The following is a 13,338-nucleotide window of genomic DNA, read 5'->3' as shown; positions in this document are numbered from 1 at the left end:
ACGTCCGGCCTATTCCGGCAGGCGGTAATCGACGAGCTTGTTTTCCCGCACGATGAACAGCTTGCCCGTCTCGGTCACGCCGGGGCCCAGCAGCGGCAGGATCGCCTTGGCGACCTCGGAAGGATGCGGCAGCGTCTGCGGATCTTCGCCGGGCACGGCCTGCGCCCGCATCGCCGTGCGGGTCGCGCCGGGATCGACGCTGGTGATGCGCAATGGCGTTGACTGGCTCTCGCCGGCCCAGGTGCGCGCCAGCGCCTCGACGGCGGCCTTGGAAGCGGAATAGGCGCCCCAGAAGGGACGGCACTTGTGCGCAGCCCCGGAGGACAGGATGACGGCGCGACCAGCATCCGAGCGGGCAAGCAGCGGATCGACCGAGCGGATCAGCCGCCAGGTCGCGGTGACGTTGATGGTCATGACCTTTTCGAACACCTTCGCCTCGATATGGCCGATCGGCGAAATGACGCCGAGCACACCGGCATTGGCGACGAGGATGTCGAGCTTGCCCCAGCGTTCGAAGATCGAGCCGCCGAGGGCGTCGATCGCGCTCATGTCGGCCAGGTCAAAGGGCACCAGCGTCGCCGTGCCGCCGACCGCCTTGATCGCGTCGTCGAGATCCTCGAGCCCGCCGATCGTGCGGGCGCAGGCGATCACATGGGCGCCGGCTTTCGCAAGCTCAAGCGCCGTGAAATAGCCAATGCCGCGCGATGCGCCGGTAACGAGCGCGATCTTGCCCTCAAGATTGATGTTCATCTGCTCCGGTTCCGGATTTGCTTGCGAAGGCGAGGGGCGTCATAGCCCCTCGGGAGGAAGTTAAAGCAGCGGCGGCTCAGCCGTTGCTGGCAAGCATCGAAAGCTTGTTGCCCATCGACTCGCCGTTCTTGTCGAGCAGGCGGGTCGGATAGTCACCGGTGAAGTAATGGTCGGTGAACTGCGGACGGGCGGGATTGCGGTCCTCGCCGCCGACGGCGCGGTAGAGCCCGTTGATCGACAGGAAGGCAAGCGAATCCGCGCCGATATATTTGGCCATGGCTTCGACATCGGCATACTGGTTGGCCAAGAGCTTTTCGGCATCGGGCGTGTCGATGCCGTAAAAGTCGGGGAAGAAGATCATCGGGCTGGCAACGCGCAGATGGACTTCGCGCGCGCCGGCCTCACGGATCATCTGCACAATCTTCAGAGACGTCGTGCCGCGCACGATGGAATCATCGACCAGCACCACACGCTTGCCTTCGATCATCGCCCGGTTTGCCGAATGCTTCAGCTTCACGCCGAAGGCGCGGATCTGCTGCGTCGGCTCGATGAAGGTTCGGCCGACATAGTGGTTGCGGATGATGCCGTATTCGAAGGGAATGCCGCTTTCCTGTGCGTAGCCGAGAGCCGCCGGCGTGCCGCCATCCGGCACCGGCACGACCACGTCGGCATCGACGGGCGATTCCTTGGCGAGGTTCATGCCCATATTCTTGCGGGTCGTATAGACGTTGCGGCCGCCGACGACCGAGTCCGGCCGGGCGAAATAGACATATTCGAACAGGCAGAGGCGCTCCGGCTGCTGTTTGCCGGGCTTGCGCGCATCGATGCTGATCGAGCCGTCAGGCTGGATTTCGCAGATGACGACTTCGCCGTTTTCGACATCGCGGACGAACTTGGCGCCGATGATGTCGAGCGCGCAGGTTTCCGAGCAGAAGATCGGCTTGCCGTCGAGTTCGCCCATGACAAGCGGGCGGATGCCGGTGGGGTCGCGCGCCGCAATCAGCTTGGTGCGCGTCATGGCGAGCATCGAATAGCCGCCTTCCATCTGGCGGATGGCATCGATGAAGCGGTCGGATGTGGAAGCGTGGCGGGAGCGGGCGATGAGGTGGAGGACGACTTCGGTATCCGAGGTCGACTGACAGATGGCGCCGGTCGCGATGATCTGGCGGCGCAGCGTCAGGCCGTTGGTGAAATTGCCGTTATGGGCAATGGCGATGCCGCCTTCCTCAAGTTCGGCAAAGAGCGGCTGGACGTTGCGCATGGCCACTTCGCCTGTTGTCGAGTAGCGCGTATGACCGATCGACATACTGCCGGGCAGCCGGGCGAGCGTCATCGGATTGGTATAGTGATCGCCGACGAGGCCCATATGGCGCTCCTGGTAGAAGCGCTTGCCGTCGAAGGAGACGATGCCCGCCGCTTCCTGTCCGCGATGCTGAAGCGCATGCAGACCGAGAGCTGTGAGTGTCGCGGCATCCGGATGCCCCAAGATTCCGAAAACCCCGCACTCTTCATGCAGCGTATCTCCGTCGAGCGGATCGTCGGTCGGGAAGGAATGGGACTGGTTCATTTCTGCGGGCCTCTGCTCTCACAAGAATGGATCGGCATTTCCAGAAATAGCTAAGCCCGGCGGAGCTGAACGCCCAGCCGGACCCCACTGCATAATTCCTTAAATCGGAATCGATTTAAGGATAAAATTATGCAGAATTCAAAGTGCTACCGTCCTTTGCGCGTCTGAAAGACGCGCGGCGCTGTAGTTCATGCTCCGCTCAAATGGCAATTGCCGGAAGGCGGGTCAAGCTCTTGAACACTGTGTCAATTCGCCGGCTGCTGTGCAGGCGCTGTCGGTGCGTCTTCCGCCGGCGCCTGGTCGCCCGTCGGCGGATTGGTGCCTTCAGCGCCCTGTGCCGGCGGCTGAAGCTTATCACGAATGCTCGCCGGTATCATCTGGGCAAATTGTTCCGGCAGAGCCGATTTCAGCTTCACGACCATCGAGTCCAGGAAGGGCTTCGACTTCGCTTCGTTGACCCAGGTCGGGCGGTGGTCGGCATCGACCAGCCAGTTCCAGAAGGCGACGGCGACGACCAGCAGCAGCACGCCGCGTGCGGCCCCGAACAGGAAGCCGAGCGTGCGGTCGAGCGCCCCGACGCGGCTATCGATGATGAAATCGGCAACCTTCATGGTGATGAAGGAGATGACGATCAGCGCGATCAGGAAGACGACCGCTGCCGAACCTATGATCGCGATGCGGTCGTCATCGGTGTATTTCTTCGCATAGGGCAGCAGGTACGGATAGAGGTAATAGGCCGCCGCTGCCGAACCGCCCCAGCTTGCGATCGAGAGGATCTCACGGGAGAAGCCGCGGACCATCGCCAGCACGGCGGAGAAGAGCACGACGCCGATGACAATACCGTCGAAAATCGTAATGGGCATGTAATTTCAACTCCAGGACTGCCGCTTGGCGGCCGTGTCGTGCCTTATCGTGTGCCTCCTATATCATCACCAATCTTGGCAATGAAAGGATCAAACCTCGTCTTCCACACGCAGCGCCCCCTTCGACCCGGCGATGCGCGCAACCAGATCCGGCAGGCTTTCGACCTCGCTCCAGCGTCCGCCGGAGCCCTTCGGCAGTTCGGTGGAGGCGGATGGAAGCAATGCTGCGGAAAAGCCCAGCTTCTCGGCTTCCTTGAGGCGCTGGGCGGTGTGCGCAACCGGCCGGATGGCGCCCGACAGGCTGACTTCGCCGAAATAGACGCAATCGGCGGGAAGGGCAATACCGGCAAGCGAGGAAACGAGCGCCGAGGCGACGGCGAGATCAGCGGCCGGTTCGGTGATGCGGTAACCGCCGGCGACATTGAGATAGACGTCGTGCTGGCCGAGCCTGACGCCGCAATGGGCTTCCAGCACGGCCAGGATCATCGACAGCCGGGCCGAATCCCAGCCGACCACGGCGCGCCTGGGCGTGCCGAGCGAGGTCGGCGCCACCAGCGCCTGGACTTCGACCAATACCGGGCGCGTGCCCTCCATGCCGGCAAAGACCGCAGCACCGGGCGATTTTTCGTTGCGCTCGCCGAGGAAGAGCTCGGACGGATTGGCGACCTCGCGCAGTCCCTTGTCCGACATTTCGAAGACGCCGATCTCGTCGGTCGGGCCGAAGCGGTTCTTGACCGTGCGCAGGATGCGGTAGTGATGGCCGCGATCGCCCTCGAAATAGAGCACCGCGTCGACCATGTGCTCGACGACGCGCGGGCCGGCGATCTGCCCGTCCTTGGTCACATGCCCGACGAGCACCATGGCGGCGCCCGTCTGCTTGGCGAAACGGATCATCGCCTGCACGCCGGTGCGCACCTGTGTCACCGTTCCCGGCGCGGATTCGGCAAGTTCGCTCCACAGCGTCTGGATGGAGTCGATGATGACGAGGTCCGGCCGCTTGCCCTCGGCAAGCGTTGCCAGAATATCCTCGACATTGGTTTCGGCCGCCAGCATCACGTCGGTATCGGCCGCCGCGAGGCGCTGCGCCCGCAGCCGGACCTGGGCCACGGCTTCTTCGCCGGAAACGTAGATGATCTTGTGGCCGCGCCGCGCAAGGGCGGCGGCCGCCTGCATCAGCAGCGTCGATTTGCCGATCCCGGGATCGCCGCCGATCAGCACCGCCGATCCCCGCACGAAGCCGCCGCCGAGCGCCCGATCGAGCTCCGACATGGCGGTATGGATGCGCGGCGCCTCCTCGATCTCACCCGACAGCGCCGTCAGCGTCACCGGCCGGCCCTTCTTCGGCGTTTTGCCGGGACCGGAGCCGATCCCGCCCATCGGGTCTTCTTCGACGATAGTGTTCCACTCGCCGCAGTTCTCGCATTTGCCGGCCCAGCGATTATGAACCGTGCCGCAATTCTGGCAGATGAATTGTGTCCTGGCCTTCGCCATCAAATACTCTTTCAGTCCGGGGTCCCGCGTGAAGCAGACGCCTGCTTCATCGAATCATTGTCGTGCCTGAGATAATGGCTATCGCGACGGATCAAAACTAATGATTTTCCCATCAGCGCCTGCCGTGCCTATCCTTTGCCTCTGCTCATCCTGAACGGTGGAAGATGTTCGATTATTCGCTCGCGCACTGGTTTGCATTTCTCTCGGCCGCGGTTCTGCTGAACCTCTCACCCGGGCCCGACATCGCCTTCATCCTCGGTCACACGATGAGAGGTGGAAAACGCGCCGGTTTTTCCGCGCTGTTCGGCGTCTGGTCAGGTGCCTGCCTGCATGTTCTGATGGCAGCGCTCGGCCTTTCCGCCGTGCTGGCCGCTTCCGCCGTGGCTTTCTCCGCGGTTAAATGGATCGGTGCCGTCTATCTCGTCTGGCTGGGAATCCAGGCTCTGCGCGCCGGCGGCGGCGATGGCCTGATAAAGGCTGCCGGTGAAAAACTGCCAGCCGCAAGGATCTACCGGCAGGGGATTCTGGTGTCGCTGCTCAATCCAAAGGTCGCGATTTTCTTCCTGGCTTTCCTGCCGCAATTCGTCGTCGAAGGGGCCGGGCCGGCATGGGCCCAGCTCATGCTGCATGGCGGGCTTATCATCGCCGTCGCCGCCTTCGTCGAGCCGCCGCTCGTCCTTCTCGGAGGGCGCCTCGCCGAGGCACTCAGACACAATCAAAAAATCGGGCTATGGCTCGATCGCGGCCTCGGCGCACTTTTCCTGGCGCTCGGCGTGCGCCTTGCACTGAGCAGCCGCTGAGGGGCGCCCTACTCCTCGTCGGCGACATAGCGCCGTTCGTGGCGCAGGCCCATGCTGGTCAGGATCTCGTAACCGATCGTGCCCGCTGCCCGCGCCACGTCATCCAGCGGCATGTTCTTTCCGAACAGCTCGACGTAATCTCCGGCGCGCACGGCGTTGTCGGGCAGGTCGGTGATATCGAAGATCGTCAGGTCCATGGTGATCCGGCCGGCGACGGGCACCTTGTGTCCGGCGACGAAGCCTTGCCCGCCCTGCGGCACGGCCTGGCGCAGCGGCACGCCGCCGCTCGACTGGCTGCGCATGTAGCCGTCGGCATAACCGGCGGAGACGATCGCCAGCCGGCTTTTGCGGCCAAGCTGCAGCGCCCGCCCGTAGCTGACGGTCTCGCCGGCCTCGACGCTGCGCACCTGGATGATGCGGGCTTCCGCGGTTGCGACCGGCCGCATCGGATTGGCCATGTCGCAGACGGCTTCGCCGCCATAAAGCGCGATGCCGGGACGGGTCAGGTCGAAGTGATAATCCTCGCCAAGGAAAATACCGGCCGAGGCGGCAAGGCTTGAATCGATGCCTTCATAGGCGGCGCTAACCCTGTGAAATGATTCGAGCTGCCGCCGGTTCATCGCATGGCCGGGATCGTCGCCACAGGCGAGATGGCTCATGACGAGCACCGGCGCGAAGCTCGCCGGCCGCGAAACGTCGTCGGCGAGCGCGATCGCATCGTCCATATGCAGTCCGAGCCGATTGAAGCCGGTATCGACATGCAGGGCGCAGGGATAGTCGCCGTAATCGGCAAGCACTGCCATCCAGAAGGCGAGCTGCTCGTCGGAGGAAATCACCGGCACGAGATCGTTATCGAAAAAGCGCCGCTCGGTTCCCGGCCATATGCCTGAGAGCACGAAGATGCGGGCCTCCGGCGCATAAAGGCGAAGCGTGACGCCCTCGTCGACGGTCGCAACGAAGAAATCCCGTGCGCCAGCCATGTAGAGCGCTTCACCGGCATCCTCGATGCCCATGCCGTAGGCATCCGCCTTGACGACCGCAGACGTGCGCGCAGCACCGGAGCGGCGCGCCATGTCGCGCCAGTTCTCCGTCAGCGCCGTCAGGTCGACGGTCAGCCGCAGGCCCGCGGAAGCGAAAAGATCGTCATCTTCGAAGGGGATGGGAAAATCTGTCATGAATCGCCGTGAAGTAATGGAGGGAAATCGCCTAAGTCAGTCTAGCGAGCTTTATGGCCAAGCGAGGTCACATACCATCCTTTGCCTGTCGTAGGATCACTTTTGTTCAAGACGCGTGCAGGCTTCCGCGATAATCTGACTGGATGCAGAACGTATCGCAAAAAGAGGCGGCGGAGGCCATGCCGCTTGCGAACGTGGAATCGGCCCGCTTCTGGCGGGATAGCCGGTTCCGCGACATGGAGTGTTTGAGCGCCACCTTCCTGACGCACGAATACGCGCCGCATGCGCATGACACATTCAGCATCGGCGCGATCGAAAGCGGCACCCAGATCGCCACTCTCAGCGGCAGGCGGGAGGAAACCGGTCCGGGCGACCTTTATCTCATCGATCCCGGTGTAATCCATGACGGTGCGCCGGGCGGTGAGGGATACCGCTACCGGATGATCTATCCCGACATGAAGCTGTTCGTCGATATTCTGGAGGATGTCACCGGCAAAGCCTTCCATGCGACGCCCTCTTTCTCCGGCGGGCTTCCACGCGACCCGCAGCTCGCCAATGCGTTTCACGCCGCCCATCGAACGCTTGAGGGCAAGGCAGGCGCGCTGGAATCCGATGAAGGAATGTTTTCGGTGCTGGCAGCGATCTTTGCGCGTCACGGCAGCGCAATCATCGTTCCCGTCGATACGCAGGAACGAAGCGCGGTGGCGCGCGCCCGCGAATACCTCATCGAGAACTTCGACACCGATGTCGGCCTCGAGGAACTGGCCGGAGTGGCGGGTTTGAGCCGCGCTCACCTCATCCGCGCCTTCCGCAAGGAATATCACATCACCCCGCACGCTTTTCTGACGGATCGCCGCGTGCAGGTGGCCCGCCGGATGCTGCGGCAGGGGCGCATGCCGGCCGATATCGCGCTCGAATGCGGTTTTGCCGATCAGGCGCATTTCACCCGGCACTTCAAGGCACGGACAGGCGTAACACCCGGCCAATTCCGCACGGGCTGATCACTTTCGTTCAATACAAGCTTTATGGCCTCGGCTACTTCTCCGCCATCTTGATGTGGAGGTTGCCAATGTTTCAGCAAACCCGGCCATCCGGCGAGTTCCCTGCCGGCGAGTTTTTTGCCGGAATGCGGGTCATTTTTCCGCTTGTCGTCGCCGTCCTGCCGATCGGCCTGGTCTTCGGCGCCGTCGCGGCCACCAAGGGCTTTCGCCATTGGAAACGACGTTGATGAGCGCGCTTGTTTTTGCCGGCGGTTCGCAATTCGTGGCGATGGACATCTGGACGCATCCGGCAAGCTGGATCGGCATTGGCTTCGCGGCCCTGCTGGTCAATATCCGCCACGTGCTGATGGGCGCCTCGATCGGCACGAAGATGCAGTCCTTCTCCGCCGTCAAACGCTATATCGCCATGCTCTTTCTCGCCGATGAGCTCTGGGCCATGGCGGAATTTCGCGCCGGCGCCGCGCGGCTGACACCCGCCTGGTATGCCGGCATCGTCACGCCATTTTATCTCACCTGGGTTGGCTCGTCGCTCATGGGCGCACTGCTTGGCGCTTTTCTCGGCGATCCTGCCGTCATCGGCCTCGACTTCGCCTTTCCTGCTGTCTTCGTCGTGCTGGTCATGGGCTTCTGGAAGGGACCGGAAACCGGCGCCGTCCTTGCCGCAAGCGGTGCCGCCTCCGTTGCGGTCCACCATTTTGTGCCGGGCGTCTGGTATATCGCCGCCGGTGCACTGGCCGGACTGGCGACAGCGCTCTGGCAGGGCAGGGCGCGGGAGCAGGCGGCATGATACTCGACCTCAACACCTTTATCGCCATCCTCGCGATGGCCGCCGCAACAGTCTTTACCCGCGTCAGCGGCCTCGTCTTGATCCGTCATATCGAGATGAATGAGCGGCGGAGAACGGCGATCGAGGCCATTCCGCCGGCCGTGCTGATGGCGGTCATTGCCCCGACCGCCTTTGCTGCGGGCTGGGCGGAGACCTTGGGCTGCGCAGCAACGGCGATCGCCGCGCGCCGTCTGCCAATGCTTGTGAGCGTCGTGATCGGCGTCGCAACGGTTGCGCTGTTGCGGGCCGTCGGCCTCTAAGGAAAATCGACGCGGGAAACCGCGTCAATGTTCCTCGTAATGGGTGAAGGAGGGATCGGCGAGATCGGCGAAGCGGGTGAATTCCGACTGGAAGGCGAGCTTCACCGTGCCTGTCGGCCCGTGGCGCTGCTTGGCGATGATGACGTCCGCCGTGCCCTTTACCTTGTCGAACAGCGCTTCCCATTCCGGATATTTCGGATCCTGGATGTCGCGCGGCTCCGAATTTTTGACGTAGTATTCCTCGCGGAACACGAACAGCACGACGTCGGCGTCCTGCTCGATCGAGCCGGATTCGCGAAGGTCGGAGAGCTGCGGCCGCTTGTCGTCGCGGCTTTCGACCTGACGCGAGAGCTGCGACAGCGCGATGATCGGAACGTTGAGCTCCTTGCCCAGCGCCTTCAGGCCGGTGGTGATCTGGGTGATTTCCTGGACACGGTTGTCACTGGATTTGCCCGAACCGGTCATCAGCTGGATGTAGTCGACCACAAGCACGTCGAGGCCGCGCTGGCGCTTGAGACGGCGCGCGCGCGCCGAAAGCTGAGCGATCGAGATGCCGCCGGTCTGGTCGATATAGAGCGGCACCTTCTGCATCATCATCGAGCAGGCGACGAGCTTTTCGAAGTCGGCGTCGTTGATGTCGCCGCGGCGGATCTTCGAGGAGGAGACTTCTGTCTGCTCGGAGATGATACGGGTGGCAAGCTGTTCCGACGACATTTCGAGCGAATAGAAGCCGACGACGCCGCCGTTCTTTGCCTTCATGCTGCCGTCCGACTGGACTTCGCCTTCGTAGGCGGCGGCGATATTGTAGGCGATGTTGGTCGCCAGCGAGGTCTTGCCCATGCCGGGACGTCCGGCAAGGACGATCAAGTCCGAACGCTGCAGGCCGCCCATCTTGGAGTCCAGCGAATGGATGCCGGTGGAAATGCCGGAAAGCCCACCATCACGTTCCTTGGCGACGGCCGCCATGTCGATCGCCAGTGCTACCGCATCGTTGAAGGCCTGGAAGCCGCCGTCGTAGCGGCCGTTTTCCGCCAGTTCGAACAGGCGGCGTTCGGTATCCTCGATCTGCGACTGCGGCGGCATGTCGAGCGGCGCGTCATAAGCGATGTTGACGACGTCCTCGCCGATGGTGATCAGCGCACGGCGCAGCGCTAGGTCATAGATCGCCCGGCCGTAATCCTCGGCATTGATGACGGTGACGGCATTGCTGACGAGGCTCGCCAGATATTGCGAAACCGTCATGTCGCCGACCTTCTCGTCGGCTTTCAGGAAGGTCTTGATCGTCACCGGGTTGGCGATCTTGCCCATGCGGATGATGTCGCCGGCAACCTCGAAGATCTTTCGGTGCAGCGGTTCATAGAGATGAATCGGCTTCAGGAAGTCGGAGACCCGGTAATAGGCGTCGTTGTTCATCAGGATAGCACCCAGAAGCGCCTGCTCGGCTTCGATATTGTTGGGTGCTTCGCGATAATGCTGCTCCGACGGAGCAACGGCTGCAATCTTTCGAGCGGCGTCGTTCATCATCATCCGTTCTGTCTTTTTCCAGCTCCGGATTTGCAATTCCGGACGCGAAAATCAAGAGGCTGCGAAAGGAGCCGGGGCTCGCTTTGCTTAAATCCTGAACGCTGTGCACGTTGTTCGACTTCTCCACAGTCCCGGGCGACACAAAGGAGAAATACTGCCAGTGTCACCCGCACGACACGGTCTGGGGCCGACTCAGCCCATCCGTTTCGGAGAACATTATTTTAGCGCGATGCCATAAGGCACGCAGCAAAAACATCCGGACCATCCCCAACGAAAAAGCCCGGCGCGGTGGCCGGGCTTCCCTCACGCGGATCGCTCCGGCGATATTATGCTTCGTCTTCGTCGACGCCGTCGGCTTCCGGATCGAAGAAATCTTCGGGACGCAGAGCGTCTTCGTCGACACCGTAGATGGCGTCGACCGAGGTGAGTTCCTCACCCTTGGCCTGGCGCTCGGCCTCTTCGGCGGAACGGGCAACGTTCAGCTCGACATGGATTTCGACTTCGGCATGCAGCTGCAGTTCGACCTTGTGCAGGCCGATCGCCTTGATCGGCGTGTTCAGGTGAACCTGGTTGCGGCCGATGTTGAAGCCTTCGGCGGCGAGGATTTCGACAACGTCACGGGCAGCAACCGAGCCGTAGAGCTGGCCGGTTTCGCCGGCGGAGCGCACGACGATGAAGGACTTGCCATCGAGAACGTCGGCGACCTTCTGGGCTTCCGACTTGCGCTCGAGGTTGCGGGCTTCGAGCGTCGCACGCTCGGCTTCGAAGCGGGTCTTGTTGGCGGCGTTGGCGCGCAGCGCCTTGCCGAGCGGCAGCAGGTAGTTACGGGCAAAGCCGTCGCGAACCTTTACGGTTTCGCCCATCTGGCCGAGCTTGGAGATGCGTTCGAGAAGGATGACGTCCATTTCTTTTACCTTTCTTGTGTCTCAGATTTTTGTGTCGGATTGTTTGGGGGCATCAGCATCTTTCGTCGGGGTCAGTGCGATCGCCTTGCGCGTATCGCTGAGACCGAGGACGAGGATGAGGAAAGCTGGCAGCAGCATGAGCATCGAAGCCAGGTAGCTGAGGATGAGGGCGGGCAAACGCCAGTCCTTGCCGCGCGTGCGGAAATGCAGCGAGGCGAAACCGGAAAGCATGAAGCCGGCGCCGAAAGAGCCGATCACGGTGGCGCCGACCAGCGCCGGCACGCCGCCGAAGAAGCAGGCGGCAAGCCCGGCGAGGAAAATGAAGATCGAATTGCGGTTCATGCGCAGCGACGAGGGGATGTCCTCGCGTGGGCGAAGGCCCTTGCCGGACGCTGCGACGATGCGCACGGCGAAATAATAGGCGGCAAACAGCATGCTCACCCACATACCGCCCTGCAAAGCCGGCAGCATCAGCAGGATCAGCGACTTGGTCTGCGCAGTCGCCGCCGGATCCGGCATGAATTCCGGTTGCTGTTGCTTGAGCGAGGTGATCAGCAGGTCGACGATCGGATCGGTGACATCAGGCCCGTAGCCGATCATCACGCCGATGACGATGACGGCGATCGTCACCAGGCCGCAGAGATGCAGTAGGATATCGGAGAGCGGATACCAGGCAAGCAGATGGTCTGGGCCGCCGAGTTCGGAGGCAGGACGCGCGAGATTGGCGAGATGGCTGAGCCAGCCGGCCGGCAGCAGCGTCACCAGCGTCATGATCAGCGCGAAGGACGGCGAAATGACGATAGCGCCGAGTGCTGCTGCCGTGACGACGGCAGCGATCGCCGCGGCATTGCCCCAGCCGAGACCGACGATCAAGATCGGCAAAGCCGAGGCCGTATAGAGCAGCGCGCTGAAAAACGACGGCTGCATGCTCGCGCCCAACACCAGCAGGGCAGCGGTCAATCCGGCGAGTGCGCCGATCAGCAGCGTTTTAAGGTTCGGTCGGTTCAAGGTCGCTGTCCTGCTTCATCAAGCAGTTAGAGGATGTTGCTGAATCGAATTCAGAAACGTCTCAACATGGGTTTTAAGAGTTCCGATCCACGCCCATCGCGGAAGGGAGGCAACCCCCAGATCAGCGATCTGGGGGTCACATATTCGATTAGGCTACGACGTAGGGCAGCAGGCCGAGGAAACGGGCGCGCTTGATCGCCTGGGCGAGCTCGCGCTGCTTCTTCTGTGAAACGGCCGTGATGCGCGACGGAACGATCTTGCCGCGCTCGGAAATGTAGCGCTGCAGCAGACGGACGTCCTTGTAGTCGATCCGCGGCGCGTTGGCGCCGGAGAACGGGCAGGTCTTGCGACGGCGATGGAACGGGCGGCGGACCGGAGCAGAGGAAGTTTCAGACATATCTCAGATCTCCCTTATACACGGTCTTCGCGCGGACGGCGCGGACGGTCTTCGCGGTCGCCGAAGCCACCTTCACGCGGCGGACGCGGGCCACGGTCACGATCGCCGAAGCCGCCTTCACGCGGGCCACGGCCGCCTTCGCGCGGACGGTCGTCGCGGTCGCGCTTCTGCATCATGGCAGACGGACCTTCTTCATGCTTCTCGACGGCAATCGTCATGTAGCGAAGGACGTCTTCGCTGATGCGCATCTGACGTTCCATTTCCTGGACGGCAGCAGCCGGTGCATCGATGTCCATCAGGGCGTAGTGTGCCTTGCGGTTCTTCTTGATGCGGTAGGTGAGGGACTTGAGGCCCCAGTTCTCGATACGCCCGACTTTACCGCCGTTAGCTTCGATCACACCCTTGTACTGTTCTACGAGGGCATCGACCTGCTGAGCGGAAATATCCTGCCGGGCAAGGAATACATGTTCATAAAGAGCCATGACAGCTTTGCCTTTCTTGCGTTTGGTTCAACCCGATATTCGGCGGCTAAGCCTCAACGACTGCTCCTGATTGGGCGGACCCAGGCAAGAAAGCGTTTTTCGAGACGGTCGAGAGCGGAGACACGGGAGGCTGGAACGCTTCCGTTCCGAACGATTTCCAAGAGAAAACCGGCCCTCCGTTCAGCCACCAGCCAGAGGACCGGGTTAACGAACAGGGCGGCTTATACGGATTTTTCGCGGGAAGGCAAGCCCAATCGGACATGCGAGCCCGACGCAGACCGATCGGCAG

The 13,338-nt window shown here is 62.4% G+C and carries 13 protein-coding genes and 1 pseudogene; 4 read left to right on the top strand and 10 right to left on the bottom strand.

All coding sequences use genetic code 11. The features are described 5' to 3' along the window. Positions 1 to 9 precede the first annotated feature (9 nt). The 4 genes from FFM81_RS13935 to radA form a co-directional block, all read right to left on the bottom strand. Complete coding sequence (locus FFM81_RS13935) at positions 10 to 750, bottom strand: SDR family NAD(P)-dependent oxidoreductase (RefSeq protein ID WP_025415793.1); 741 nt, start codon at positions 748 to 750, stop codon at positions 10 to 12. A 76-nt stretch (positions 751 to 826) separates the two neighbouring features. Then, the gene (gene purF, locus FFM81_RS13930; RefSeq protein ID WP_025415794.1) at positions 827 to 2,317 is read right to left on the bottom strand and encodes an amidophosphoribosyltransferase; all 1,491 of its coding nucleotides are present in this window, start codon (positions 2,315 to 2,317) and stop codon (positions 827 to 829) included. Positions 2,318 to 2,562: 245 nt separating this feature from the next. Further along, the gene (locus FFM81_RS13925) at positions 2,563 to 3,180 is read right to left on the bottom strand and encodes a CvpA family protein (RefSeq protein WP_138384820.1); all 618 of its coding nucleotides are present in this window, start codon (positions 3,178 to 3,180) and stop codon (positions 2,563 to 2,565) included. Positions 3,181 to 3,270: 90 nt separating this feature from the next. Continuing rightward, complete coding sequence (gene radA, locus FFM81_RS13920) at positions 3,271 to 4,671, bottom strand: DNA repair protein RadA (RefSeq protein ID WP_025415795.1); 1,401 nt, start codon at positions 4,669 to 4,671, stop codon at positions 3,271 to 3,273. Between the two features lie 164 nt (positions 4,672 to 4,835). Here radA and FFM81_RS13915 point away from each other — a divergent pair, with 164 nt between their 5' ends. Then, the gene (locus FFM81_RS13915; RefSeq protein ID WP_003574191.1) at positions 4,836 to 5,471 is read left to right on the top strand and encodes a LysE family translocator; all 636 of its coding nucleotides are present in this window, start codon (positions 4,836 to 4,838) and stop codon (positions 5,469 to 5,471) included. Between the two features lie 8 nt (positions 5,472 to 5,479). Here the strand turns inward: FFM81_RS13915 and alr are convergent, their stop codons facing one another. Continuing rightward, a complete protein-coding gene (alr, locus tag FFM81_RS13910) occupies positions 5,480 to 6,646 on the bottom strand; it encodes an alanine racemase (RefSeq protein WP_003574190.1) in 1,167 nt (388 codons plus the stop codon). Positions 6,647 to 6,825: 179 nt separating this feature from the next. Here alr and FFM81_RS13905 point away from each other — a divergent pair, with 179 nt between their 5' ends. The 3 genes and pseudogenes from FFM81_RS13905 (at position 6,826) to FFM81_RS13895 (ending at position 8,733) form a co-directional block, all read left to right on the top strand. Further along, on the top strand, positions 6,826 to 7,647 hold the full coding sequence (locus FFM81_RS13905; RefSeq protein WP_025415796.1) for an AraC family transcriptional regulator: 822 nt from the start codon (positions 6,826 to 6,828) through the stop codon (positions 7,645 to 7,647). 68 nt (positions 7,648 to 7,715) lie between these two features. Then, a pseudogene (locus FFM81_RS13900) lies at positions 7,716 to 8,434 on the top strand (AzlC family ABC transporter permease). Then, a complete protein-coding gene (locus tag FFM81_RS13895) occupies positions 8,431 to 8,733 on the top strand; it encodes an AzlD family protein (RefSeq protein ID WP_003574187.1) in 303 nt (100 codons plus the stop codon). Before FFM81_RS13900 ends, FFM81_RS13895 begins: the two are co-directional and overlap by 4 nt. Before the next feature lie 24 nt (positions 8,734 to 8,757). On the opposite strand, the gene FFM81_RS13890 is transcribed toward FFM81_RS13895, so the two are convergent. The 5 genes from FFM81_RS13890 to rpsF all read right to left on the bottom strand — a co-directional run bounded on the left by FFM81_RS13890 (position 8,758) and on the right by rpsF (position 13,049). Beyond that, the gene (locus FFM81_RS13890; protein ID WP_003574186.1) at positions 8,758 to 10,254 is read right to left on the bottom strand and encodes a replicative DNA helicase; all 1,497 of its coding nucleotides are present in this window, start codon (positions 10,252 to 10,254) and stop codon (positions 8,758 to 8,760) included. 329 nt (positions 10,255 to 10,583) lie between these two features. After that, positions 10,584 to 11,162 carry a 50S ribosomal protein L9 gene (rplI, locus tag FFM81_RS13885; protein WP_003574185.1) on the bottom strand — a complete coding sequence of 193 codons (579 nt, stop codon included), beginning with the start codon at positions 11,160 to 11,162 and terminating at the stop codon, positions 10,584 to 10,586. Between the two features lie 21 nt (positions 11,163 to 11,183). Next, positions 11,184 to 12,170 (bottom strand): DUF2232 domain-containing protein, encoded by a 987-nt coding sequence (locus FFM81_RS13880; RefSeq protein ID WP_138384821.1) that lies wholly within the window; start codon positions 12,168 to 12,170, stop codon positions 11,184 to 11,186. A gap of 148 nt (positions 12,171 to 12,318) precedes the next feature. After that, on the bottom strand, positions 12,319 to 12,567 hold the full coding sequence (gene rpsR / locus FFM81_RS13875) for a 30S ribosomal protein S18 (protein ID WP_003547038.1): 249 nt from the start codon (positions 12,565 to 12,567) through the stop codon (positions 12,319 to 12,321). Between the two features lie 14 nt (positions 12,568 to 12,581). Then, a complete protein-coding gene (gene rpsF / locus FFM81_RS13870) occupies positions 12,582 to 13,049 on the bottom strand; it encodes a 30S ribosomal protein S6 (protein WP_003574183.1) in 468 nt (155 codons plus the stop codon). Positions 13,050 to 13,338 lie beyond the last annotated feature (289 nt).

This window comes from Rhizobium hidalgonense (genome assembly GCF_005862185.2).
GTDB classification, from domain to species: Bacteria; Pseudomonadota; Alphaproteobacteria; order Rhizobiales; family Rhizobiaceae; genus Rhizobium; species Rhizobium hidalgonense.
This window is presented reverse-complemented; position numbering and strand designations above follow the sequence as displayed.